21 protein-coding genes are annotated in these 24,201 nt (G+C 41.2%); 14 read left to right on the forward strand and 7 right to left on the reverse strand.

What is annotated here, in order from left to right; genetic code table 11:
• Positions 1-17: 17 nt before the first annotated feature.
• The 3 genes from dnaB (at position 18) to QPX86_RS02805 (ending at position 4,005) form a co-directional block, all read left to right on the forward strand.
• Complete coding sequence (gene dnaB / locus QPX86_RS02795; RefSeq protein WP_220752133.1) at positions 18-1,427, forward strand: replicative DNA helicase; 1,410 nt, start codon at positions 18-20, stop codon at positions 1,425-1,427.
• 134 nt (positions 1,428-1,561) lie between these two features.
• On the forward strand, positions 1,562-2,641 hold the full coding sequence (gene alr, locus QPX86_RS02800; RefSeq protein ID WP_285164067.1) for an alanine racemase: 1,080 nt from the start codon (positions 1,562-1,564) through the stop codon (positions 2,639-2,641).
• A 38-nt stretch (positions 2,642-2,679) separates the two neighbouring features.
• Positions 2,680-4,005: a BamA/TamA family outer membrane protein gene (locus tag QPX86_RS02805; RefSeq protein WP_285164068.1), complete on the forward strand. Its 1,326-nt coding sequence runs from the start codon at positions 2,680-2,682 to the stop codon at positions 4,003-4,005.
• Positions 4,006-4,106: 101 nt separating this feature from the next.
• Here QPX86_RS02805 and QPX86_RS02810 read toward each other — a convergent pair whose 3' ends face one another.
• From QPX86_RS02810 to QPX86_RS02830, 5 genes are all read right to left on the reverse strand, one after another.
• The gene (locus QPX86_RS02810) at positions 4,107-4,685 is read right to left on the reverse strand and encodes a PepSY-associated TM helix domain-containing protein (RefSeq protein ID WP_285164070.1); all 579 of its coding nucleotides are present in this window, start codon (positions 4,683-4,685) and stop codon (positions 4,107-4,109) included.
• Positions 4,678-5,145: a DUF4920 domain-containing protein gene (locus tag QPX86_RS02815; RefSeq protein ID WP_055023447.1), complete on the reverse strand. Its 468-nt coding sequence runs from the start codon at positions 5,143-5,145 to the stop codon at positions 4,678-4,680. The genes QPX86_RS02810 and QPX86_RS02815 overlap by 8 nt, the downstream gene beginning before the upstream one ends.
• Before the next feature lie 81 nt (positions 5,146-5,226).
• On the reverse strand, positions 5,227-8,055 hold the full coding sequence (locus QPX86_RS02820) for a M16 family metallopeptidase (protein ID WP_285164071.1): 2,829 nt from the start codon (positions 8,053-8,055) through the stop codon (positions 5,227-5,229).
• A gap of 244 nt (positions 8,056-8,299) precedes the next feature.
• Positions 8,300-11,062, reverse strand: a complete 2,763-nt coding sequence (locus tag QPX86_RS02825; RefSeq protein WP_285164073.1) for a TonB-dependent receptor plug domain-containing protein — start codon at positions 11,060-11,062, stop codon at positions 8,300-8,302.
• An 11-nt stretch (positions 11,063-11,073) separates the two neighbouring features.
• Positions 11,074-13,890 carry a cadherin-like domain-containing protein gene (locus QPX86_RS02830; RefSeq protein ID WP_285164075.1) on the reverse strand — a complete coding sequence of 939 codons (2,817 nt, stop codon included), beginning with the start codon at positions 13,888-13,890 and terminating at the stop codon, positions 11,074-11,076.
• Between the two features lie 679 nt (positions 13,891-14,569).
• Here QPX86_RS02830 and dusA point away from each other — a divergent pair.
• The 4 genes from dusA (at position 14,570) to QPX86_RS02850 (ending at position 16,630) form a co-directional block, all read left to right on the forward strand.
• Complete coding sequence (gene dusA, locus QPX86_RS02835; RefSeq protein WP_407696616.1) at positions 14,570-15,589, forward strand: tRNA dihydrouridine(20/20a) synthase DusA; 1,020 nt, start codon at positions 14,570-14,572, stop codon at positions 15,587-15,589.
• Between the two features lie 307 nt (positions 15,590-15,896).
• Positions 15,897-16,244 (forward strand): hypothetical protein, encoded by a 348-nt coding sequence (locus QPX86_RS02840; protein ID WP_220752141.1) that lies wholly within the window; start codon positions 15,897-15,899, stop codon positions 16,242-16,244.
• 3 nt (positions 16,245-16,247) lie between these two features.
• Complete coding sequence (locus QPX86_RS02845; protein ID WP_285164076.1) at positions 16,248-16,427, forward strand: hypothetical protein; 180 nt, start codon at positions 16,248-16,250, stop codon at positions 16,425-16,427.
• Positions 16,424-16,630, forward strand: coding sequence for a PspC domain-containing protein (locus tag QPX86_RS02850; RefSeq protein ID WP_220752145.1), 207 nt, complete (start codon positions 16,424-16,426; stop codon positions 16,628-16,630). Before QPX86_RS02845 ends, QPX86_RS02850 begins: the two co-directional genes overlap by 4 nt.
• A gap of 137 nt (positions 16,631-16,767) precedes the next feature.
• Here the strand turns inward: QPX86_RS02850 and QPX86_RS02855 are convergent, their stop codons facing one another.
• A complete protein-coding gene (locus QPX86_RS02855; protein WP_285164078.1) occupies positions 16,768-17,505 on the reverse strand; it encodes an enoyl-CoA hydratase-related protein in 738 nt (245 codons plus the stop codon).
• Positions 17,506-17,540: 35 nt separating this feature from the next.
• Here QPX86_RS02855 and QPX86_RS02860 point away from each other — a divergent pair, with 35 nt between their 5' ends.
• The 3 genes from QPX86_RS02860 to QPX86_RS02870 are packed head-to-tail and all read left to right on the forward strand — an operon-like array spanning position 17,541 to position 19,750.
• A complete protein-coding gene (locus tag QPX86_RS02860) occupies positions 17,541-18,026 on the forward strand; it encodes a copper chaperone PCu(A)C (protein WP_220752149.1) in 486 nt (161 codons plus the stop codon).
• 12 nt (positions 18,027-18,038) lie between these two features.
• Positions 18,039-19,010, forward strand: a complete 972-nt coding sequence (locus tag QPX86_RS02865; RefSeq protein WP_220752151.1) for a DUF2333 family protein — start codon at positions 18,039-18,041, stop codon at positions 19,008-19,010.
• A 2-nt stretch (positions 19,011-19,012) separates the two neighbouring features.
• The gene (locus tag QPX86_RS02870; RefSeq protein WP_285164081.1) at positions 19,013-19,750 is read left to right on the forward strand and encodes a TIGR04219 family outer membrane beta-barrel protein; all 738 of its coding nucleotides are present in this window, start codon (positions 19,013-19,015) and stop codon (positions 19,748-19,750) included.
• A 96-nt stretch (positions 19,751-19,846) separates the two neighbouring features.
• On the opposite strand, the gene tolC is transcribed toward QPX86_RS02870, so the two are convergent.
• Positions 19,847-21,157: an outer membrane channel protein TolC gene (gene tolC / locus QPX86_RS02875; protein WP_285164082.1), complete on the reverse strand. Its 1,311-nt coding sequence runs from the start codon at positions 21,155-21,157 to the stop codon at positions 19,847-19,849.
• A gap of 283 nt (positions 21,158-21,440) precedes the next feature.
• Between tolC and nudF the strand changes: the two genes are divergently transcribed.
• The 4 genes from nudF (at position 21,441) to QPX86_RS02895 (ending at position 24,165) form a co-directional block, all read left to right on the forward strand.
• The gene (nudF, locus tag QPX86_RS02880) at positions 21,441-22,067 is read left to right on the forward strand and encodes an ADP-ribose diphosphatase (protein ID WP_285164083.1); all 627 of its coding nucleotides are present in this window, start codon (positions 21,441-21,443) and stop codon (positions 22,065-22,067) included.
• 119 nt (positions 22,068-22,186) lie between these two features.
• A complete protein-coding gene (locus QPX86_RS02885) occupies positions 22,187-22,645 on the forward strand; it encodes a DUF1249 domain-containing protein (RefSeq protein ID WP_220752315.1) in 459 nt (152 codons plus the stop codon).
• Between the two features lie 32 nt (positions 22,646-22,677).
• Entirely contained in the window at positions 22,678-23,517 is an 840-nt protein-coding gene (gene cpdA, locus QPX86_RS02890; protein WP_285164085.1) for a 3',5'-cyclic-AMP phosphodiesterase, read from the forward strand.
• Positions 23,518-23,589: 72 nt separating this feature from the next.
• The gene (locus QPX86_RS02895) at positions 23,590-24,165 is read left to right on the forward strand and encodes a YqiA/YcfP family alpha/beta fold hydrolase (protein WP_285164087.1); all 576 of its coding nucleotides are present in this window, start codon (positions 23,590-23,592) and stop codon (positions 24,163-24,165) included.
• Positions 24,166-24,201: the final 36 nt, after the last annotated feature.

The raw sequence follows: 24,201 nt of genomic DNA on the forward strand, positions 1-24,201 counted from the left end.
GGGAATTGGGAGTTTTAATGTCACAAAAAGGTGTTTTTAAGGCAAAGGAAAGGTTAAAAGACGCTCAAGTCGATGCGCTTAAATTACCGCCTCATTCTATTGAAGCTGAGCAATCTGTTTTAGGTGGCTTGATGCTTGATGCTGAAGCTTGGGACAGAGTTTCTGAAGCTATCGTGGCAGATGACTTCTATTCTCGTTCACACCGAATGATTTATGCCGCCATGAGCCGTTTAGTCGAAACGGGGCAACCGATCGATTTGATCACCGTATCTGAACGCTTAGAAGTTGAAGATCAGCTTGAAGATGCCGGTGGATTTGCTTATTTAGGGGAAATTGCTAAAAACACCCCAAGCGCGGGTAACATTTTATCTTATGCCGACATTGTACGTGAGCGCGCTGTTGTTCGCGACATGATTGGTGTGGCACATGAAATTGCCGATGCAGGTTATAACCCTGAAGGGCGAAACTCGGGTGACTTACTCGATTTAGCCGAAACCAAAGTGTTTAAAATTGCTGAATCCCGTGCCAATGCCAACGAAGGCCCTGAAGGTATTAAATCAATTCTCGAAAAAACCGTCGATAAAATCGAGCAGTTATATAATAACCCTCATAACGGTGTTACCGGGGTATCCAGCGGATTTAGTGATTTAGATAAAATGACTGCAGGCTTTCAGTCTGGCGATTTAGTCATTGTGGCCGCTCGTCCATCAATGGGTAAAACCACCTTTGCGATGAACTTGTGTGAACAAGCGGCGATGAACGAAGATAAACCTGTGCTTATTTTCAGCTTGGAGATGCCGTCAGAACAAATCATGATGCGTATGCTGGCCTCTCTTGGCCGAGTGGATCAAACTAAGATCCGTACGGGTCAATTAGACGATGAAGATTGGGCGCGTGTTTCATCGACTATGGGTATTATGCTTGAACAAGGCAAGATGTACATTGATGATGGCTCAGGATTAACCCCGACGGAAGTTCGAAGTCGTGCTCGACGTATTGCGCGTGAGTATGGTGGTTTGTCTATGATTATGATCGATTACTTGCAGTTAATGCAGGTACCATCGTTAAAAGATAATCGTACCTTAGAAATTGCAGAAATTTCACGCTCACTTAAATCGTTAGCTAAAGAGCTAGAAATCCCAGTTATCGCATTGTCACAGCTTAACCGATCGCTAGAGCAACGTGCTGATAAACGTCCTGTTAACTCGGATTTGCGTGAATCTGGTTCGATTGAGCAAGATGCCGATTTGATCATGTTTATTTATCGTGATGAAGTGTATAACGATGATTCTGAACAAAAAGGTGTGGCAGAGATTATTATTGGTAAACAGCGTAACGGCCCAATTGGTCGTGTGCCGTTAACCTTCCAGGGGCAATTCTCTCGCTTTGATAATTATTCTGGTACGCAAATATTTGATGAAGATTAATCCTGCTTCACAAAGCTAAAATACGTCAGTAAGTTGCTATGATCAAAACAAGCCTCTGTTGTTAAAACAGAGGCTCATTTTTTAGTCTTTCAGGTGATACTACCTGAGTTAGTTTGCCAAATAAGGTCAATTATTTGAAACCATTTCCCCGTGCTGAAATTAGTCGTCAAGCCCTGCAAGATAACCTTACAAGGCTTAGAGAGATTGCACCTAATAGTAAAGTGATGGCTGTGGTTAAAGCTAATGGTTACGGCCATGGTTTACTCAATGTGGCTCAATGTGTGGACAATGCCGACGGGTTTGGATTAGCAAGACTAGAAGAAGCATTACAGCTCCGTGAAGGCGGAGTTACGGCAAAGTTATTGCTACTTGAAGGCTGTTTTCGTCAATCTGATTTACCTTTGTTGGTACAACATCAAATCGATACTGTCGTCCATCATGAGTCTCAGCTCGAAATGCTTGAGCAGTCTAATTTAACTGCGCCAATCACTGTTTGGCTTAAAGTCGATTCAGGTATGCATCGACTGGGCTTTGGGATTGAGCAATTCCAAAATGTCTATCAACGTTTAAAATCATGTCCGAATGTAAAGCAGCCTATTCATTTAATGACTCACTTTGCTTGTGCTGATGAACCTGACAATAGCCTTACTCTGCAGCAGATGGATGCTTTTAATCAACTGATTGAAGATCTTCCTGGCGATCGTACTTTAGCTAACTCTGCGGGTACATTGTTTTGGCCTCAAAGCCAATGTGACTGGATAAGGCCGGGTATTGCACTTTATGGTGTTTCGCCTGTTTATGGAGATAAAGGCACTCATCACGGTTTAGTTCCTGCAATGGAGTTAGTATCTAATTTAATTGCCGTACGCGAACACAAGGCGGGTCAAAGCGTTGGGTATGGGGCGCATTGGACTGCAACAAAAGATACTAAGCTTGGTGTCGTGGCTATTGGTTATGGTGATGGTTACCCGCGCAATGCACCAGAAGGCACACCAGTTTGGTTAAATGGACGTCGAGTTCCAGTAGTTGGTCGTGTGTCGATGGATATGTTAACTGTCGATTTAGGCGCTCAAGCCACAGACAAAGTGGGCGATCTCGTTCAGCTGTGGGGCAAAGCATTAGCGGTAGAAGAAGTAGCAGAACATATAGGTACAATTGCCTATGAGTTGGTGACTAAGCTAACCCCAAGAGTAGTCGTCGATCTACAAGAATGACATTGTCATTTGCTAAGAAATGTTAAAAGGAACCTTAGGTGCAGTTGTATAAATCAGTCGTAATGATTTATTGCGTGTTATTCAGTTTAGACAGTCTTGCTCAGACAAATACCATTCAACAAATTGCTACAGAAGGCACTGCTGTTTCAGTAGAACTGCCAGTGGAAGAATTGGCAGATCCAAGCCAAAAGCTATCAGGCGATAATACTGATGAAGCCGATTCGAAAGCGATGCCACAATATGATGCCGAATTTGTTGCTGTACCCATTGTTTTTTCAACGGAAACGCTGAGTACTACTTTTGGCGGCGCAGGCTTGATTAAACATGCTGGCCAGGCTCAAGCCGTGGCGCTAGGGATAGGGCTATATTCGGCGAATGATAGCTGGTTAACCTACGCAGGCTTTTATAATTATCAACTCCCTACATTAGATCAATGGCTGTTTAGTGCTGAATTATTTCGTGGTCATTATGAGCAAGGGATTTATTATTTACCTCAGTCAGTAAAGGATCAACAAACTGACCGAATTATCAGTGTCGGTGACGAAGGCTTTTCAAAACTGCATATCAAATATGTACTGCCAATTGGCGGCGGTGCCAATGGCGCTGCAGCATCACTTGCTCGCAAGAAAAATGCAGTTAACTGGAACCCATTAGAGTCCGGTGTAACCTCTGTGACGCTTACGCCATTTAATAAATACCGTGAATTAGAAGCGTTAGACTACTTGCCAGACGAAGCTAGGGGCTTTGAGTTTGCGCTTGATTGGGATAATCGAGACTCTGCCAATAATACGACTCAAGGTGGTCAGACGAATCTGACATTAACCCGCGGAAGTGAAATTAACGATGACCCCAATTGGTTCATGTGGGAATTCGAGCAAAGTGCATTTTTATCTTTAGGTAGTAATGCATGGTTTGAAGAGCAAGTATTAGCAGCAAATGTTTATATAGCTGATACCCCTAGCTGGGATAGTTTTGATGGTGACGTCCAAGATTATAAGCGTCCGCCAAGCTTTGCGGGGGTATCTCTAGGTGGCTTTGATCGTTTAAGAGGTTATGACTCGAAGCAGTTTACTGGCCGAAGCGCAGTTAATTACGCCTTAGAGTACCGTGTTACCCCTCGCTGGCAGCCATTACAAAATCTGCCAGTATTCAATCTCTATGATGTACCTTGGTGGCAATGGGCATTATTGCTCGAGGCTGGTAATGTCAGTGACGAGTTTAGTATGAGTGCTTTGCATCAAGACATGAAAACCTCATATGGCGCTAGTGTTCGCTTTGAAGTTGAAGATATCGTTATTCGTGGTGACTTTGTCACAGGCGGCGATGAAAGTCAGTTTTGGGTGATGGTTAATCAACCTTTTTAGTTAAATATCATGATTTTACTATTGAGGTACTTTTGCTTAAGTTGAATGCATATTGAGCTCTTTAAATAAGGGCTCAATATGCATTGTTTATACAGTTTGTGTCAGGATAGAAATAAAAAAAAGGCGGGAATGAACACGCCTAAACTCATCAATGCAATTGATTTTGGCTTGGCTGGACCATGCTTTCCTTTGACCATAAACAAGGCTGACAATGCCAAAAATATCAACATGCCAGCAAACAAGTCAGAGAAATACACCCATGCATTGCGTGTTTCATTCAAGTGCAACTTGTTCAATGCCTGAAGGATCACTCTAGGCTCAATATCTTGATAGCTCACCTGATGATGTCGCCTATCCCAAAACAGTGTATCTCCATCATCGAGAAAAACTTCAAACTGATTCTTATTTTGCCAAAAGCTGGACTTTACCGTTTGTGTTAATCCAAAGCTGTTCTGCATTCGCTGGATAATGTGTTGTTCATCAAGTGCTAACCAGTCACTGTCGTCAACCTGCTTAGTCTGCCTTTCCACAGCATAATTAGGGTTCCAGTCGGCAATATGATTAACCGCAATCCCAGATACCGCAAAAATAATTGAAAAACCGATGCAAAAGTATCCAATGTCACGGTGTAAATTTCGATTAAGACGATACCAATTAATACTTTTAAACCATTTAATCAAGGATACTGACTCCTGTCGGTACCAGTTGATACATAGTCATTGGCTCGGTCACTGATGCAGGATCGAATGCTTCGCCAGCTTCTTTAGCGTAATGCGCTTTAATCTCACGAGTTTGCTCAAGATCGTAGCGTAGCGCCTGTAGTTTTCCAGTCGCTAACGCTTTTTTACCACGAGCAGTTAATGGAAATACCATTTCGCCGTCTTTTACTTTGATTCGTAATGTTTGAAAACGCTTGTCAGAGGCAATGGTCATCCAACAACCACGGTGCTCACATACTCCGACAATGGTTCCTTCAATAGTAACCGTGTTTTCAAGGTAATCCTCTGGCGAGTCCATCAAGGTCGATACTGGTACTAGGTAGTCTCTATTCACACCTTCACCAAAGTCTGTTGCCGCCTGCGCAGTGCCGACTAAGGTGCTGAAGAAAATTGCTGCGGCAATCATTTTTTTTGCTTTCATGTTTTGTCCTACTGTTATGTCTTGGTCGTTTATTAAAATCAATAACTCGGCCACTGTTATATTGAGTGGCCGACGTATCATCTATAATTTTTTTCCTCCGGGCATATCGATGAAGGTTAATCGATGTGGTAATGGGAAGATTTGTTTCGCTAGTACTTCTAAGCCTTCAAGGGTTACCTGGTCGTGTAATTGTCCAGACCGCTTGATATAGCTAGCATTTTTATAACGTTTGTCAGATAAAATAAGTCTTCTCAGCCAAGTGTTAGCATTGTTATTACGGCTTTTTTCTGCAAAATAGATATCTTCCACAATACGTTGTAAATCTTGTTCAGCAATAGCGGAAGACAGGTTGTTAAGCACTTCATTCGTCGCAGTAAGTAATTCATCAGCACGCTCTGGTGCGCAAGTGTAATGCACTTCGGTTTCCACTCTGTTCTGCTGAGGATCTAAGCGCATTTCAAATTTGATAGAATAAATGCCGCCGAGTTCTTGTCTGAGTTTTTTCTTAAGCATTTTTTTCGCAATAGGTGTCAGCGTTGATACTAAGAATGCATTTTCGGGGGTCCACTGCATCGGTAAATACCCGTACTGACTAATCTCGGCTTTTTGCTGGTCATGGCTTTGAATATACTCAACACGGTTAGCTGGAAGTTGCATGCTGCTGTTGTTATCCAAACTCGCTTTGCGGCTAATATTCGCCAATGAATGACTCATTTGCTGTTCTAAATCAGTTTGCGATAATTCCCCAATGATATAGAAGGTGACTGGTTGCGATAAGATAGTTTTGGCTTGCTCTTCAATTTTTGCTTGGTTTAAGCCATCAACGTCAACTTGGTTAATGTCATCAAACGTTGATTCACCAAAACGTTGTTGATTGACAAATTGCGATTTTGGTTGAATTCGGTTTGCCTGTTCAACAACGTCATTTTTAACTGACTCCCAGGCACCTTTATCAATACCTGTACTCATTCGTAAATGATATAACTGCATTAAGGTTGCTAATTGATCGGGTGCTATAACAGCAGCTAAATCCAGCTCATTGGCTTTAAATTCCCATTGCCAATGTGGATTATCCACTTGCCATTGTTGCCACTCAGTTTCACTCCATTGCGCTAAACGACTCTGTTGCCACAACTGTATACTGGTTTGAGCAAGCCACGCTGGCATCGCGTTGTTTTGAAAACCTACTTGAGTTAACGCTTTGATATACAGTTTATTATCAGAGGTAGGTTTGTTAAGCCACAACAGTTGGTCACCATTGCTTAGCTGGTATTTTCTTAAGGTTAATGTTTGCTGTTGATATTGCCACTGCTCAGATTCAAGTGGAGACCAACTACCAGGTTTTGAGGTCACTTTTGGCAGTTTAGGTGTCGTTACTTCTGAGACCGAGGCTGTATTGATGGCTTGGGCTGCTTTGGGTTTGACATCGGCTAACAACACACTTTTTTCAAGAGTATTGATATTTGCTTGGATATCAGCCTGCAATTGACGAACTTCTGCAGTTGTTGGTAGTGTGATTTGTTGATCGCCACCAGCTTGGAAGTATAAAAAGTTGTCTTCAGCATCAAGCATTTCACGCATGCGTGCGTTAAGCTCTTCAAAGGTCATCTTATTCAACCATTGATGAGTGCGCTCGCTACGTGCAACTGGCGACTCTAACAAGCTGCCTTGTACAAACGCTTCAGTAATTTTATCTTCCCAAGCGGCAAAATCACGATGCTTTGCGGCTTTAATATTGCGGCTATTAATCTCTTTTGCTTTGTCTCGTATTTGGATAAATTCTTGCTTATCTAAACCATCTCGGTATAGCCGAGCCAATTCAGTTGCTACAACTTTGAGGCCTAATTCATGATTATGAGTGCGAGAGGCAATAGCAACAATCAGACGGTTATTTGTTGGCTCTTTGACAGTAAGGCTAAGGCTTTCAATATCATCAGAATCAACTAATGATTTATTTCGTCGTATTTGATTCCTCATCATTTTACGTAAGAAGTAATTTTGTAAATACGTGTACTGACCTTGCTCTGTTGTACGGTCAGGCATTGGCATACGTAATCCATAAACCACCATGGAAGTGCTACCTTTAGGATGCTGCACTTTATCTATATATAGCTTAGGCGATAAAGGCAAAGCCACATAGTCGCGTTTAGGCTGTGGTTTTGATGGTAAAAGGCCAAACGAATGCTGAATAGCGTGCTCAGTTTTTGCGACATCGAGATAACCAGAGATGACTAATTTCATATTACTCGCGACATAAAATGTGTTGTAGAAATCTCTTAGCTCACTGATATCGGCTTGTTTAATTGATTCATAAGTACCAATAGTAGGGCGATCCACATAACGGGAGTTATTTCTTACAACCGCTTTTTTTAGCTGGTTAACTTCATCAGCTAACCCATTTCCCTGACGCCACTCTTCAACAATTACCCCTCGTTCTCGCTGCCAATCTGCAGCATCTAAGGTGGCGTGGCCTGCAAGTTGTGACATTAATGCAAGTGAACCTTGCATATCTAATGCATCATTAGGCCGAGTTCGGATCATGTATTGAGTTTCAGTCTGACGAGTCATCGCGTTAACTTGCAAACCTGTTTTCCACCCCAGTTTTTCGAGATAGTTGTGGATCCCTTCTGGGTGGTTCTGAGTTTTGTGAAACACCATATGCTCAAGCATATGCGCAACACCTGCGCGTTGTTTTTCGTCTACGGAGCCTGCGTTAACAATCAAGCGTATATTAAAAGGATCAGTTTTTTTATCACTGTTGTAGATAACGTACTGTAGTCCATTGTCTAACTTGCCCGTAGTCAAAGCGGGATCCCATTGGTATTGGGCTGAACAAGTAACGCTTATGAAGACAACAATACAAGCGATAAGACGAGCACAGCTCGTCAGCATTTTTCTGTATTCATTCATTGAGTGCACATTAGGAAAATTTATGTTCGCATCGCGAACTAGTTAAAAAAGAACCAGAAATTTTCTTGATAACATTTGCACCGTTAATATCCGTGATTGTTATCAATTAAGTCTGGAAAACAAAATAATGTTTTGGTCCGTTAATCTTAATAACGTCGCCTTTAATTAGGGAGTTCAGCGTGTTGGGAAACTAAGAAGGTTACCAACACGCTGTTCCGGCTTTATTGCGACTTATACTCTGGCTTTAGTCATAGGTATAATTAATGCCTAGCCAGAAACTACGGCCAACCTCAACTCCCGACTCACCTGGTAGTACCGAATATGTTCGGCTGTCTAATAAGTTACTCACATCAAAGCTCAAGGCTAGGCCGTGCTTATTGTAGTTAGGTAGTCGGTAACGTAATGATGCATTAAATAAAATGGCATCATCATATTCAAACTCCCTGTAAACAGTTGCTTCAAGGGGGAGTAATTCTCCTGAAGGTGTAGTCTCTACAATATCTTCAAATTCATGTACTTCAGAAGTTGCCGATACAGATGTGTAGCCTTGGGTGTATGTTGCGGTTAACGTCGTTTGTAAATCATCAGTCCACTTGGCGGTCCAGCCCATATTAACTATCCAAGGGCGTGCATAATTTGATGCAAGTCGGTCAAGGTCGTCTAGAGAAACAGCGGTATAAATTGTTTCTTCAGTGCCATCTTCATTAATGATAGTGGTTTCATAAGCAACAATATCTTCAGCTGGTGTATCGTCGATATTGTCATCATAGCTTTCCTGACTCGTATAAGTTTCAGACCAAGAAGTATTCGCCCAGAAACTATGATTGCGCCATTGGCCATTCCAAGACAGGGAAATACGCTTTTGCTCGCTCTCACCTTTGTTAACTTGATAAAGATAGGTATAGCCTCCTTCTCTAACAGAGTCACCCTGACCAATTTCATCCTTGTTTTGGCGCCAAACGCCACGCAAGGACAAGAAACCACCGAGCAATTCTTGTTTCCAGCCCAAGGTTAATTCATCAGAATAGGGGGTTTTTACGCCGTCGTATCGATACCGCGTTAAGTCTTGCTCGCTGTCATCAATCCAATCACCGACAACATTATTGTATGAGTCACGGTATTGGGTGATATAAGGTAACTGCTGCTCGCGAATTGCATAGGTTGTTAAATTCGCATCGTAATAGCGGCTAGCACCAAAAGTGATTAAGGTTTGGTTGTCGCCAAAAAGGTCATAACCACCGGAAATACGTGGCGCGATATTATGATTACCAAAGAAATCTTCAGTGTCATAACGCAAACCTAAATTTAGTTTTAGGTTGTCCCACTCGATCACATCTTGAATGTACATTGATGCTTTACGCACAGTGACATCAATATGTTCCTCTTGATAAATAACTCGCCGTTGAAAAAACTGTCCCGTTGTACCGACTGACTTTTCATAAAGCGCGAGGTGTTCAGGGTTGGTTGGATCAAATGGCTCACCTAATATGGCTTCCAGCTCTTCAATAGAGGTGTTATTTGACTGTTCAATACAATCGTAATTGTTGCCATTACAGTCCACTTGACTGTTTATTCTAGCGTTAGAATAGGTCACAGCTTGCTGCTCTCGATCACGCAATATTTGCTGACTTTCTAATTGTAGACCCATACTAAATTGATGGTCTAAGTCCCAAAAGTTGGCGTCAAAATCAAACTTGTTATTTAACGAATAGGTGATTTGTTGGGTATCGAGATCACCATAAGCACCTTCTTTAGATACGGTCGCCCAAGGATCAGCCCAATCTTTTCCTGGAACATTCGCCCAAGAGAAGTAATCTTGAGGTGCTGTGCGGCTATTTTCACTGTAACGACTGTTAGCAGTAATTTTCCAGTCGGCCCAACCAAGGTTTCGATATCCCACCGCGTTTAGTGCATAGCCACCCCCTTTGGTTGTGTACTCACTATTTAAGGTGTCAGTGAGAATATCGTGATTTTCAAAAGGGGCATAAAGCGCTGATACACTGAGGTGATCAAACCAATCTAGTTCAGAGTCGTACTTCAACATCACGTTCGAGTTTGTACTTTCGGTATCTTCTAATACGCCAAGGGACTCGATACTCTGTGTCGATGTGGTGTGATTAACATTTAGACCAATACCTCGGCCATCTTCCAGCTTCTTAGCGAGTTGAAGTTTGTATTGGTGTTTGTCATATACCGGCTTGTCAAAAGTAGATTCAGAAGGATCGGCATTGTCGCCATAGATATCATGGAACTCCACCCAATCAGAACTAGTGCCTCGGTACCCCAGTCTTACCGCGGGTAAATCCCAGGCATCTTTACTTTGAGATTCCACAACACCACCCACAAACTCGCCATATTCGACGGGAATATTAGAGTCATAGACGGTAATGCTTTCTACTAAGTCTTTGTTTAAGAAGAACTCGTTTGTATGACCCGCTACTGAGTTTTGGCTACTTGTGGCTAATGAAGAGCTACCAGGGTCGATACGGCTATTGACGTTCATTCCGTCTATAAAAAATCCATTTTGGTAGGCTTTACCGCCAGAAATAGATACCTCACGCGAACGAATGTCCGTTAGACTCGATAAGCTATTGTCAGCTTCACTGGTTTGAATACCCGGAAGACCTTTTAATAGCTCAGTAATGTCACCATTGCCAATAGGGGCATTTTCAATGAAATCCTGAGATAGGAATATTCTACCTTGGGCTTCAAGTACTTCTGGGCCAAAGTAACGACCTGTGACTTCTATCACCTCAACAGGTGTTCCGTCATTGTTAAGGCAGCCTTTCATTAATTTAGCTTGCTCGTCGCTCAGTAACTTCGCTTCGGGAAAACGTAACTGCTGAGCACAGCTCTGCCATAATTCAGCAGTCTTTTTAGTGCTTGCAAGGATTGTTTGTTGTTGCTGTTCAAAAGAGTCAACCTCTTCCGCAAAAGCGGAAAAGGTTACCGTTAGGTTTAACGCCAGCATCATGCTGACGTATACAGGGTTAAGTGTTAACTTCATAGTGTTAACCGTTACTGCGCGTTATCAGGCAATAGTGGATTAACATCTTCGCTGTCAAGAATACCGTCACCGTCAGTATCATCATCAGCGGTCAAGCCAGAAGCGGTGATTTGTTCTTCAGTTGCTATACTGATGAAGAAATTAGGCTTGCCGTCTTGATCTGTATCGACGTTAGCAGCAACAGTTGCAGGGAAATCTTCTTGTAGGGCGATTTCTTCAGCTAATACAGAGGTAAGCTCTAATTGAGCAGCTTCTGCATTGGCATCTCGAGCAATGATCTCTTTTGCTAAATCGTAGTTACGCGCTCCAGCAAGTAGGGCGACCGAATCCTCGTAAATATTAGCTTGAATGGTTGCGGTTTGTGTTTGCACCTTGGTATCAATGAAACTAATTAGCTTTGCAATATCAGCTTGTACGCTGGCTAAACTTGTCGCATATTCATCCGATGCTGCGTGATAACGCATTTGTGTTACCACAGAGTACGCATCAGTAGAGGTATTAAAATCATCAGGGCTAGCAAGTTGCTCAAGTATATCAATACCTAAGTCTAATCCTGCTTCTTCATCGCCATCTTCTGCAGCAACAAATGCCTCATATCCGGCTATATATTCGTTTACTAATGTTGTTGTTTGCTCAGCAGCACTCATTAACAAGCCGTTAAGTGCAGCGCTTTGGGAAAATTCGTAACGCCATTCAATACGGTCTTCAAAATCACTGACTATGTCGATCAACGATAGTGCTTCAATGGTCGTGGCTGCTGCGACTTCTGACTCATCGACTTTACCAGCAATGCTCATCAACTTCTGTCGTGCATCTAACAGGTTAGAGGTTGTAAGGCCTTCTGCGTTGATCGGGTAGTTATCAGTTAATAGTTGATGGCAGGTTGGGAATAATGCTTTGGCATCATCTTGAGCATCCATCCGTTGGAGTAATTCGATCAATTTACCACAGCCCCAGTCGCCAACAATGTAGGCTGGAGACGTCAGCCTTTCATTAATCATTTCTTCACTGGTAAGAATGCCTTTGGCAACTTCAATAGCCTGTTTGGCTTCATCATACATACCATAATTAATAAGGTGTGTGGTTAATCCTGGGCTGGTAATTGTTTGCTCTGCAACGGCTCTGAACTGTGTTCGGTAAGCATCTGGTGATAGAGCAATTAAATAGTCTGTTGCGGTTTCAACACTGCCACCCTCAAGTATGATTGATAACCCATGATAATCGTCAATCTCTTCCTGAACCGTTGATTCATACCGATCTAAGAATTCGGAACCTGCTACAATCGCTAAAGCTGGGTTCGGTGTTATGTTAGGGTAAAACAGTTCTAGCGGGCCGGCCGCGAGTTGTAATGCATAAGCGACGCCGTTCTCTTTGGTATATTCCGCATACTCATTCGCTGGACGATTATATTCTTCATCGTAAGTTACCTCACCGTGTAGAGAAATTATCCGCGCGATGAGCTCCTTACTTTTAAGCTCTTCGCCTGCACGAACATAGTATTCAAGCGCCCAGCCGTAATAAAATGCTCGTCTATAATAATCAGGGCTTCCGGCATTGGTTTTTGAAGAGGGTAAATACTCATAACCGATATCTTCAATGTACTCGACAAAATGATCAACGGAAGCAACAAATTTAAGTCGATTCGCCTCTGTTTTATCCGCCAAGTATTGTGCTTGCAATGCCTCGACATAATTACGGTTGCTAGTCAGTAAATAGCCATAATTTGTCGTATATTCATCAGATTTTAGTGCTTCTTTAATCAGCTCAAGCGTTGCTAATACATTTTCGGCGCCTAGTTCATTGCCGCTGTCTTGATAATCGCCTAATAGAGAAAGGTAAAATCCACCATCTGAGGTATTGAAGCTACTAAAGCCTTTGTCTGCGACGTAGATATTGTAGACTTTTAATGCCTCATCACGAAGTGTGTCACCTTGGTCAAATAAACCATTGTCATTATAGTCAGATGCAATATCTTTTAATGCTCTGGCTTTGTTGTCTTGATTAATAATATCTTCATTGACAATACGGCTACTTTCGTCAGTAAAGCCTGCATTGGCATAACCGCGGGCTAACGCAAGGTAGGCTGGGTCAGCTAGATTGTCTTGTTCAAGGCTATCAATTAATGCCTGAGACTGCTTAAGATGTGATAATTCGGAAGCGTAGTAATAGTCTTGCTTTTGCTGATTAGTTTCGTAGCTAGGCTTAAGCTCAATAACGGCTGTGAGCATGTCAGAATGCCCATCGGTGACACCTACTGTAAAAGATTTGGCAAATGATAATGGGTCTGCGGTGTAAGTGAATGAGCCCGTTATTGCATCAAGTGTTAATGTTCCTGATTCTGGGGCAGCTTCAATGCTGTAGCTTAGATCGTCATCGTCAGCATCCGTCGCCACAATTTGTCCTTCAGTCACACCATTTGCATTCACAGCGATGCTGCTACTTACAATTACGGGGATGTCATTCACATTGGTGACAGTGAATACCAGATTTGCTGAGGTGGCAACCGTTCCATCACTTGCTTGTACTGTTGCGGTGTCTGTACCAAAAAAATCAACTGCTGGCGTATAACTGTAGCTTCCATCAGCACTCAATGAAAGTGACCCATTTTCAGGCGTCTGAGTAATAGAAAAGGTGATTTGATCGCTATTTTCATCAGTGGCGATTAAATTACCATCAAAACTAGTGTCTTCTTGCACAGTTACAGCCAGTGAAGCTGTGTCAAATACAGGTGCAGAGTTTGAGTCTGAAGAGCCTCCACCACATGCTGTTAGTAATGCGGAAACTACAGCAATAGCTAAAGGTGCGATCGGGAATGTATGCTTCGCCATCAGAAAGTCCTATTTATTATCAATTTATATTCGCGGGCATTTTGATACCGTGTTGTTACAAATGCAAATCATTCTCATCACGATCTGATACATGTTTTTAGTTTTACGATCATGATCGCAACTATTTGTAAATTTTAGTTTGACAATGTAAATTAATTGAAAGCGTTAAAAACAGATTTTTTTCTATTTAGTATAAATATTATGATATTGATTTATATCGATTATTTATTATTGGGGTAATCGGTTTAAGTTTTTATTTTGTATTTTCGGAAATCGTCTATTGTAAGTGTGTTGTTAATTCTTAGGCGGGCTGTTCATTTTGGTTAAGAGGGCAAATTTACCAACATTTACATTTCAATAACTCCAACTGGTTAGTAAAAGAGTTCAAATTGGCAGCTCAGAATGAGGAAAGTTGGGGACAAAAGTAGAGGTCATAGCTGGATTAAGTTTACCTGTCATTCTGATTGTCGTGTAATAAGCGGTTGCATTCTTTCTTGTACGCTTATTAATGGTATAATTCGTCTTTTTGTATGCTCCGTTGTTTATAATAGAAGAGGTGGATCAGGTTCGCCAAACGGACTGAAAAGTAAGAATAGGCCTGAAAGGCATTTTATTTAAGCTGGTTGTAATCGATAGTTTTTGGTTTAACCAATTGATTTGTAAAAAGGTTGAGTTAGTTGTGACAAACAAGAAGTTAAACAGAGCACTCTCTATTGCCCCCATGCTTGATTGGACTGATAGACATTATCGCTATTTTGCGAGATTAATGTCGGCAAATACTGTGCTGTATACCGAAATGGTCACCACAGGTGCAATTATTCATGGGCAAGGCGATTATCTAGCTTATAACCAAGAAGAGCATCCTGTCGCGCTTCAATTGGGCGGTTCAAATCCAAAAGACTTAGCTACGTGCGCCAAGTTAGCGTTTGAGCGCGGCTATGATGAGATTAACCTCAATGTGGGTTGTCCATCTGATCGAGTCCAGAATGGTCGTTTTGGTGCCTGCTTAATGGGTGAGCCACAACTTGTGGCTGAATGTGTTGATGCGATGAAGCAAGTTGCTGATATCCCTGTAACGGTTAAGACTCGAATCGGTATCGATGAGCAAGACAGTTATCAATTTTTAACGGATTTTGTTGATACGGTAAAAGCAGTTGGCTGTGATACCTTTATTGTGCATGCCAGAAAAGCGTGGCTTCAAGGGTTAAGTCCAAAAGAGAACCGTGAAATACCTGAGCTTAATTATGAGCGTGTGTACCAGTTAAAGCGTGATTATGCCGATTTGAATATCAGTATTAACGGCGGGGTAAAAACCTTAGAAGATTCGTTAACGCACCTAGAGCAATTAGATGGTGTGATGATTGGGCGTGAGGCTTACCAGAATCCATATCTGTTAGCGAAAGTGGATCAATTGATATATAAGGAAGACAAGCCCGTTATCACTCGTGAGCAAGTGATTGAGCAAATGATGCCGTATATTGAACAACATTTAAAAGACGGTGGCAGACTAAACCATATAACTCGTCACATGATTGGATTATTCCAAGGATTACCAGGTTCAAGAGGTTGGCGTAGACATTTAAGTGAGAACGCCCATAAAGCTGGAGCGGGTGTTTCAGTTATTTGGGATGCGGTTGCGAGAATGGAGCAGAGTCGCCCGCCAGCTGATGTCACTTTTTACCCCAATAATAATGTTTAATTCATTAAACTAACGTGGTCTAACAGTGTAACGATACTAATTACTGGATGATTTTTTAGTTTTAAAAAGCGCCTTTTGATGGCGCTTTTTTTGTGGGTTTTATTTGGCTAATTAAGTTTTAGCTAAATTCACTATTTTAGTGGTTAAAAATGCTAATAGTTTAAAAATCACTCAATATGGTTTTGTGGTTGAAAAATGTTGTTTGCCGAAAAAACTCTTTAAATTCAGTGTTTAAAAGTATTTTTTAAAACTTGGCACGTAGCTTGTAATAACCATGGTGTACCCAATAATTGAAAAGGAAGACATCATGTTTAACTCAACAACTAATACAACTGGTTTAATTTCTACTACTAACACTAACGCAAATTCATCAGCTAAAAGTGTATTGAAAAAAGTGGCTTTAGTCGCATTATTTGCAACAGCAAGTATGGGCGCTCAAGCAAATGACTTAAATAGTGCCGATATGATTGATGTGTTAGAAACACGCATTAGTGAAACTGCAACTGAAATGCTGCAAACAGCAAAACAAGAAATTGTCCTGTCGCTGCATAGCCAAATTGCAGAGCAAGTGTTTGAGTTAAACAACTCACTGGAGTTAGCTGAAACGAAGCAAGAAGCAACAACTGATTCTGTTTTAGCCAGCAATGAGGACTAATTCATGGATTTAATGATGATACTTCATTTAGCAGATCCATTAATTTCATTACTTCTGCTTCCCGTTGTTAGCTTTATTGTTTGTTCATTACTGATATGCGGGTTGCAGTGGTACCAATTTAAAAGTGTTGATGCGATTTCTAAAGAGATGACAAGTTTAGATTTCGCTGGAGAAAGAAAATGAACATGTCTGATGTGGAAAAGTTTTTAAAAGCTGATAAAAGCATTATATGCGGCGCAACTAACTCAGTATCAAAACAGTTTGGCTGGTCAGTTATGTGGACACGAGTATTATCGTTATTAGCTATTTGTTTAAACCCAACTATGGGGTTGATTGCTTATTTTGTAACTGCAATCGTTGTGAGCCAGCAAAAAACAAAATACTGATGTTAGGGTGTAAATAAACTTCCCCCTAACATCATGGATACGTAAAGCAGAGTGTATTACCGCCTTTAAGCAATATTAATAAACTAAATTTTCAAAGCGTTATTAATCAGCCTCTTTACTCGCTTTTGCTGAGACTATTATCTTTTTAAAAAGGCCTGGAAGCGTGCTTTAGCTTCATCACTTTTTAGCCTTTCGCCAAACACCTCTAATTCAGCCAGCATTTGTGCCTTAACCTCTGCTTGGTTATAACGTAGTAACTTTTTAGATGCTTGTAGTGCAAGTGGCGGCTGAGCTGCCAGCTTTTTGGCTTGGCTAAGAACAAATGTATCAAGTTCAGATTGCTCAATTACGTTATTGATAATGTTAAGTTCGCAAGCTGTTTCCGCGTTAAAGCTTTCGGCTAGAAGTATTAATTCAGCGGCTTTTTGTTGGCCGACAATAAGTGGTAATAGTAAACTTGAGGCCGCTTCTGGTACTAATGCTAGGTTAACGAAGGGCAGCTGAAATTTAGCGCTGTTATCTGCATAAACTAAGTCACAGTGCAGCAGCATTGTGGTACCGATGCCCACGGCGGCACCAGATACAGCAGCAACGATCGGCTTTTTGAGGTTAAGCAAACAATGAAGAAATTGTACCGTTGGGTGAGTGTCGTTTAACTCACCACTGGCAAGGAAGTCTGCGATATCGTTACCTGAAGTGAAGCAGTTATCTTCACCTCGTAACATAAAGGTACGAATGTCGTTGTCGGCTTCACCTTGGATCAGGTATTCTGTAACCTGTTGGTACATTTTAAGATTAAATGCATTGCGTTTTTCAGGACGATTAAAACTGATAATACGTACGCCTTGATCATCCTTAACCTGAATCTGACTCATTCGTTGTTTTCCTTATGGACACGAGTAGGGTGTAAATGGAGTTTATGACATTGAAAGCAATATTCAAACAACTGTTTAGTTTTTTAGCATTAAGCATATTTTCTTTTTCTGCTTCAGCCGGAATAATGCTGAGTGAAGGACATGTACGAGCAATGCCTGCAAGCGTGCCAAACACCGCAGCTTATTTAACCTTGATGAATCATTCTGATGAGGATGTGACTTTAGTTTCTGTGACTACGCCAGCAGCTAAAGAAGCGCAATTACATACCTTGGTTGAAGAAAATGGCATGGTTAAAATGCGTCAAGTTGAAGGTTTTGATATTCCATCTCATAGCACGTTAACGCTGCAGCCCTCAGGTGATCATATTATGCTGCTATCATTAACTGCACCACTAACGATGGGTGATACTGTCCCATTGGTTTTGACATTCAAAGATGGCAAAACACTCACTATTGAATTGGCTGTTGAGAAAAGATCGACTAACGAAACTCAAGAGAGCCATCACCACCATCATCATTAAGGAGTTGTATTGATGCAAATGACAAGGAATAAAGTATTTGGCGTCGTAGGAATAATCTTATTAATTGGTTATTTCATTGCGGTTTGGTGGAGTATTGAGCCTGATATTCTCGAGCCTGAAGTGCTGCAAAATGAAAGTGGCGAAAACATTGTAGGTTATGCGACCACATCTTCACTTATTTCAACCATGGAAACCCTATTGGACAAACCAGGTGGGTGGTTATCAAATGATATTATGCCACCATCAGTGATGATGGATAATATGCCGGCATTTGAATTTGGTGCACTTGAGCAATCTCGTGACTTAGCCTTGATAATGCGTAAGGAGTTCAGTCGCTCGCAATCGCAATCAACCGCCGATGGCGATTTACTTGCCGCGCATTCAAAGTTAAATATTGAACATACCAGTTGGTTAGTACCAAGTGCAGAGGGCGAGTACCGCGAAGCAATCAAATTGCTGAAATTATATCGCGCAAAAATTAGCGATACTAATAACAGCAATGCCCAGTTTTATGCCCGTGCAGATAACTTGAATGAATGGCTAAAAGAGGTTCAAAAACGTTTAGGTAGCATGTCTCAACGTTTATCGGCCAGTGTTGGTCAAGACAGGTTAAACACTGATTTAGCTGGTGATTCAACAGCAAGGCAGTCAACCCCTTCACTTGCCAGCGCTGAAATTAAGACGAGTTGGTGGAAAATTGATGATGTACTTTATGAAAGCCGAGGTTCTGCTTGGGCGTTATTGAATTTCATGAAAGCCATCGAAGTTGATTTTGCCGATGTGTTAGAAAAGAAAAATGCTGAAGTCAGTTTACGTCAAATCATTCGTGAACTTGAAGCGACTCAGCAAACAGTTTGGAGCCCAATGGTTTTAAACGGTGATGGATTTGGATTAGTGGCTAACCATTCTTTGGTGATGGCTAACTATATATCGCGTGCAAATGCCGCGGTAATTGATTTAACTAACTTACTCTCTCAGGGATAATGATGAAAAAGACACTTCTTGCCACTGCCTTATTAGGTATGTTGAGCGTTTCTTCTGCTCATGCAGCTACTGTTGTTGGTTTTAAAGTTGGTGGTGATTACTGGGATGCTGATACCAGTGGTTCATTCAACAGCGATGATGGTGTAGCGCAAACTTATAACTACGAGTCTAAATCTCAAGGTAGTTTATGGATTGCTATTGAGCATCCAATTCCGTTAGTACCGAATATTAAGATTCGTGAAAACCGTTTAGAAGGAAAAGGAAGCCAAGTCGGCTCAAACTTTATGTTCAATGGTCATCAGTTTGAATCTGATACCACTGTGTATAACGATTTAAGTAACACAGATTTCGTGCTGTACTACGAAATCCTAGATAACGATATAGTTGCATTAGATTTAGGTGCTGCTTACAAACAAATGCATGGTTCTTTACGTGTTCAAGATCCTGGTCATCCAGAAGAAGTAGACGTAGATAGCGGCATTGTCATGGTTTATGCTAGCGCAGAAGTGGGTGTACCAGGCCTTGGTCTGTATGCATTTGCTGACGTGATGTTAGGTGTTGACGAAACTAGCGTTTATGATTACAACGCAGGTGTAGGTTGGAAGTTTGATGGTACTGCGTTAGATACAGCTGTCCGTGTGGGTTACCGCGAGTTTAACTTTGACGTTGATGACTTCTCTAGCACAACTCAAAACATGACGTTTAAAGGTGCATTTGCTGGTGTTGAATTAACGTTCTAATTCGCTCCGCAGTCATAAAAAAAACCGCCAATTGGCGGTTTTTTTATGTCTTACTTTCAGCTATCAGCCGACTTAATCAGCCTAACATTAGCAGACTTACTGGGCAATTAAGCCATTATTGATTGAGATGATGTCATCTTCACTCAAGGTGCCAGCAGCTTGCTTAAGCGCTAGGATTGAGTTGATGTAACCATAACGAGCATCTGATAACTGACGCTTTGAATCATATAAGTCACGTGTACGGTTTAATACGTCAACAATAGTACGTGTACCCACTTCAAAACCAGCTTGAGTGGCTTTTAATGCGCTTTCAGATGAAATAACTGATTGCTCATAAGCACGGATTGAACTGATTGAAGCGCCTACGTTGTTAAAGTTATTACGTACATCTTTAACTACACCACGGTGAACCTGTTCTAGCTTCTCGCTTGCTTCAACATATTGGAACTGAGCTTGTTTTACTTGCGAGGTGACTTTGAAACCTTCAAAAAGTGGAACACTTAACGTTACAGCAATATTGGTGTTGTTATAATCAATATCGGGATTTTGCTGTTCAAAGCCTTTAGTGTACCCAGCGTCTAAGCTAAGCGATGGCATATGGCCCGCTTTATATAGCTCGATGGTTTTGCTGGCGATGTCACGGCCGATACGTTGCGTCATTAAATCGATGCTGTTGGTTTCAGCCATAGTTAACCATTCTGAAGAAGTGGTTGGGCTAGGCGTACCTGCTGAGAAACGATTGGTATCAAGCGTATTAATGGTTTTATGATCTATTCCAGTGATTTCACGTAATGCTTCGTAGCTGTTAGCAAGCGTGTTTTCTGCAAGAATTTCGGTTGCTGATGCTAAATCGTATTGAGCTTGCGCTTCATGAACGTCAGTAATAGCAGTCAAACCTACAGCGAAACGTTGCTTGGTTTGTTCTAGTTGACGTTCAATTGCACGTTTTTCAGCACCTTGGAACTCGAAGTTATCTTTAGCCGTTAATACATCAAAATATGCTGTTGTGACACGAATGATTAAAGCTTGAAGCGCAGAAGCATAAGCAGAATCTGCTTGCGATGCTGCCATTTCAGCAAGGTCTAGTCCAACCCATGCACTATGGTCATAAATAACTTGGTTTAAGCTTAAGCCACCAGTAAAGCCTTCAGGTTTTTCTGTCGGAGAACCTTCAGAATCATTCCATGCTTTTGAATAACCGACATTTGCACTAATAGTTGGCAGTAGGGGAGCACGGTTTTCTTCAATCGTTTCGTATAATGCATCACGTTGAGACTGAGCTTGAAGGACAATGGTGTCACTAGTCAGTGCTTGCTGATAAATTTGCAATAAATCGTCAGCATTAGCTGCAGGTGCAGCAACAGCTAGTGTTAGTGCTGCGTATAAAGAACGTATTTTAAATTTCATTTGCTGCCCTTTTAGACATAGTCTCCACTTGGGAGGTAAGATAATCTTGTTTGTTCACGATTTAAATTTATAAGCAAGATCGCTTTAGCATTATTGTGAACCCGCTAAAACTTTCTGCAATCCCGCTATGTATCTAGTGTGTATGATAAAAAGACTATCATCTTTAAGCTAAATATCAACTTTCAAGTTGTAACAGACTTTTTTAAACACTCATGCTTAAATGCTTAGCTAATATAATAATGCATTAAATATTTCAAAGGGCTTACAAACTGTAAGAAAAAATATGAAAGATAGTGAATTAATAGAACAATTTAACGCGATAAGCGATGTTGAGGTCATTTCTACTAAAACCCTATATAAAGGTTTCTTTCAATTAGATGAATATAAATTCAAGCATAAGTTATTTTCTGGTGGTTGGAGTGAGGTTGTCACACGTGAAGTGTTTGAGCGGGGAAATGCAGTGGTCGTATTGCCTTATGACCCGGCGACACATCAAGTGGTTTTGATTGAGCAAATTAGACTACCTGCATTAGCAACCACTAATTCTGTTTGGCTTCTTGAACTTGTGGCAGGTATGATTGCTAATGATGAAGTGCCTGCTGAAGTGGCAGAACGTGAATTATTGGAAGAAACTGGCTTGATTGCCAGTGAAGTGCACTTTGTTAATAGTTATTTAGCTACACCGGGTGGTTCTTCTGAACGTTTTCATTTTTATTGGGCAAAAGTTGATGCCAGCAAAGCTGAAGGTATTCATGGCTTAGATTATGAACATGAAGATATTAAAGTGCATGTTGTTGGTTTTGATGCTGCAATGGAAATGGTTAACTCAGGTCGTATAGACAACGCATCAACCATTATGGGCTTACAATGGTTAGCGCTTAACTTAGCTAAAGTTAGACATGGTAAGTAGAGTTGACTAGTGCTATTGAGAAACGACTAACATTGAGCTACATCTAGCGGTGATTTAACCAGAAATAACAATCAATAATTCAATCAATAGTTCAATTACAGAAGTATGCAAGTGAGACAATTGTGAAGCAATCAAGTTTGAAGCAACCAAACACTAAAGATAAATACCAACCTAACGTCAGTGCGTTCTTAGCCCTGTGCGGACGTAATTATGCGTTGATTCTAAAGTGGTTACCAGAAGTTGCAGAAGTCAATGATTCTTGGACTGTAGAAGGGCAGTTCGGTCTGTTAGATGTCACAATATTAGAGAACACAAAGTATACTCAATTAATTGAAATAACACGTCATTTACCCAGTAGTGATTTCCTTATCACACCTAAAGCTTGTGTGCGAGTCTATCATGATGCCCAATTAGCAGAAGTGTTAACTAGCCAACAGATTTATCGGTTAAAAGCAGTGTATGATTATCCAAATGTACATATGCATCAAACGGATGAGAAGTATCAAGTTAATGCATTTCTAGAAGAGTTGTTAAAGATTGGATGTCGCCCTGTGCAAGTCTGTTCTTCATCAGTCTGAAACATTGAATTAATTTATTTTGGGATTAATTAGTGCTTAAAGAGCCTGTGTCTTATTCAATTGCTGAAACGGATGTCGTGCGACTTATTCAAGTTACTGACCCGCATTTATTTGCTGATCCTGAAGCTAAGCTATTAGGTGTAAATACGGCTGCCAGTTTTCAGGCAGTGTTAAATACTTTTCTTGCGACCGAATACCCAGCTGACATGATTTTAGCAACGGGTGATATTAGCCAAGATTACTCCCCTCAGTCTTACCAACACTTTTCCAGCACAATTGCTGAATTAAACCTTCCTTGTCATTATCTTCCTGGCAACCATGATGACCCTAGGTTAATGAACTTGCATATGCAAGGAAGCCATTTATTTGGTCAGCAGCAGATTATTGCGGGTAAGTGGCTAATTTTGATGTTGGATTCTACCGTACGGGGTAAACCTGGTGGTTATATGGCTGAACAGCAATTTTCCCTAATTGATGCAGCTATAAAAGCTCATCCTAATAAGCATGTCTTGCTCGTTATGCACCACAACCCTATTTTGGTAGAGTGTAGCTGGCTTGATCAACACTGTATGAGTAATGGTGAAGACTTTTTAAAGCGTGTGAGTCAATACCCACAGGTAAAGGGCGCACTTTGGGGACATGTTCATCAAACCATAGATACCGTTTATCCAACTGCAGAAGCTGGCATTCATTTAATGGCGACGCCTTCTACTTGCATACAATTCAAACCAAAATCATCATATTTTGCGTTAGATGGACTTCAACCCGGCTATCGTTTGCTGGAGTTAGCTAGCAATGGTAGCATTCAAACTAATGTTTATCGGGTGCCTGGTGAAAAGTTCTCTCCAGACAATGATGCTAGCGGATACTAAACGCTAATTTTCATGTGTTGGCCTGATTTTTAGATGCTTAGGCATTTTAGGCTAATTAATGCGAGAGGAAACATGCTTCTCTATATACATGGATTTAATAGTTCTCCTCAATCAGATAAAGCAGTAGAAACGGCGCAGTATATTCAACACCGTTTTCCCAATTTACCCTTCATCCAACCTCAATTACCCTCATCGCCAAAAGAAGCGATGGCATTATTATGTGGTATTGTAGAGAGCGCGAAAGCGAAAGGTGAGCCTTTAAGGTTTATTGGGTCTTCTTTAGGTGGGTATTTTGCCAGCTATTTAGCTGAAACCTATGGCGGAAAAGCCGTTCTGGTCAATCCAGCGGTGAAACCATTTGAGTTATTTGATGAGTTTCTCGGCCCTCAATATAACCCGTATACCGACGAGCATTATCAAGTATTGCCGCAACATAAATTAGATGTGGCCGAATTCAATACTGAAGTGATATATCGTCCTGACCGTTTCTTAGTATTTTTGCAAACTGGCGATGAAGTGTTAGATTATCGTCAAGCGTTATCTAAGTATCATTGTTGTGAGCTTCATTTAGAGCCCAATGGTGATCACAGTTTTATTGGCTATAAAAATCAGCTAGATAAGATATGTGAATTTTTAAAGATTTCTTAATCAGTTTTTATTATGCCCCAATATTGTGGGCTGACA

Source organism: Shewanella goraebulensis, assembly GCF_030252245.1.
Taxonomy (GTDB): domain Bacteria; phylum Pseudomonadota; class Gammaproteobacteria; order Enterobacterales; family Shewanellaceae; genus Shewanella; species Shewanella goraebulensis.

Coding starts and splice junctions, on each gene's coding strand:
- QPX86_RS02895 (WP_285164087.1), top strand. CDS start 23,590: ATGCTTCTCTATATACATGGATTTAATAGTTCTCCTCAATCAGATAAA.
- QPX86_RS02870 (WP_285164081.1), top strand. CDS start 19,013: ATGAAAAAGACACTTCTTGCCACTGCCTTATTAGGTATGTTGAGCGTT.
- QPX86_RS02815 (WP_055023447.1), bottom strand. CDS start 5,145: ATGAAAGCAAAAAAAATGATTGCCGCAGCAATTTTCTTCAGCACCTTA.
- tolC (WP_285164082.1), bottom strand. CDS start 21,157: ATGAAATTTAAAATACGTTCTTTATACGCAGCACTAACACTAGCTGTT.
- QPX86_RS02825 (WP_285164073.1), bottom strand. CDS start 11,062: ATGAAGTTAACACTTAACCCTGTATACGTCAGCATGATGCTGGCGTTA.
- QPX86_RS02850 (WP_220752145.1), top strand. CDS start 16,424: ATGAACATGTCTGATGTGGAAAAGTTTTTAAAAGCTGATAAAAGCATT.
- QPX86_RS02865 (WP_220752151.1), top strand. CDS start 18,039: ATGCAAATGACAAGGAATAAAGTATTTGGCGTCGTAGGAATAATCTTA.
- dnaB (WP_220752133.1), top strand. CDS start 18: ATGTCACAAAAAGGTGTTTTTAAGGCAAAGGAAAGGTTAAAAGACGCT.
- QPX86_RS02845 (WP_285164076.1), top strand. CDS start 16,248: ATGGATTTAATGATGATACTTCATTTAGCAGATCCATTAATTTCATTA.
- QPX86_RS02830 (WP_285164075.1), bottom strand. CDS start 13,890: ATGGCGAAGCATACATTCCCGATCGCACCTTTAGCTATTGCTGTAGTT.
- QPX86_RS02820 (WP_285164071.1), bottom strand. CDS start 8,055: ATGAATGAATACAGAAAAATGCTGACGAGCTGTGCTCGTCTTATCGCT.
- QPX86_RS02860 (WP_220752149.1), top strand. CDS start 17,541: ATGGAGTTTATGACATTGAAAGCAATATTCAAACAACTGTTTAGTTTT.
- QPX86_RS02840 (WP_220752141.1), top strand. CDS start 15,897: ATGTTTAACTCAACAACTAATACAACTGGTTTAATTTCTACTACTAAC.
- nudF (WP_285164083.1), top strand. CDS start 21,441: ATGAAAGATAGTGAATTAATAGAACAATTTAACGCGATAAGCGATGTT.
- QPX86_RS02855 (WP_285164078.1), bottom strand. CDS start 17,505: ATGAGTCAGATTCAGGTTAAGGATGATCAAGGCGTACGTATTATCAGT.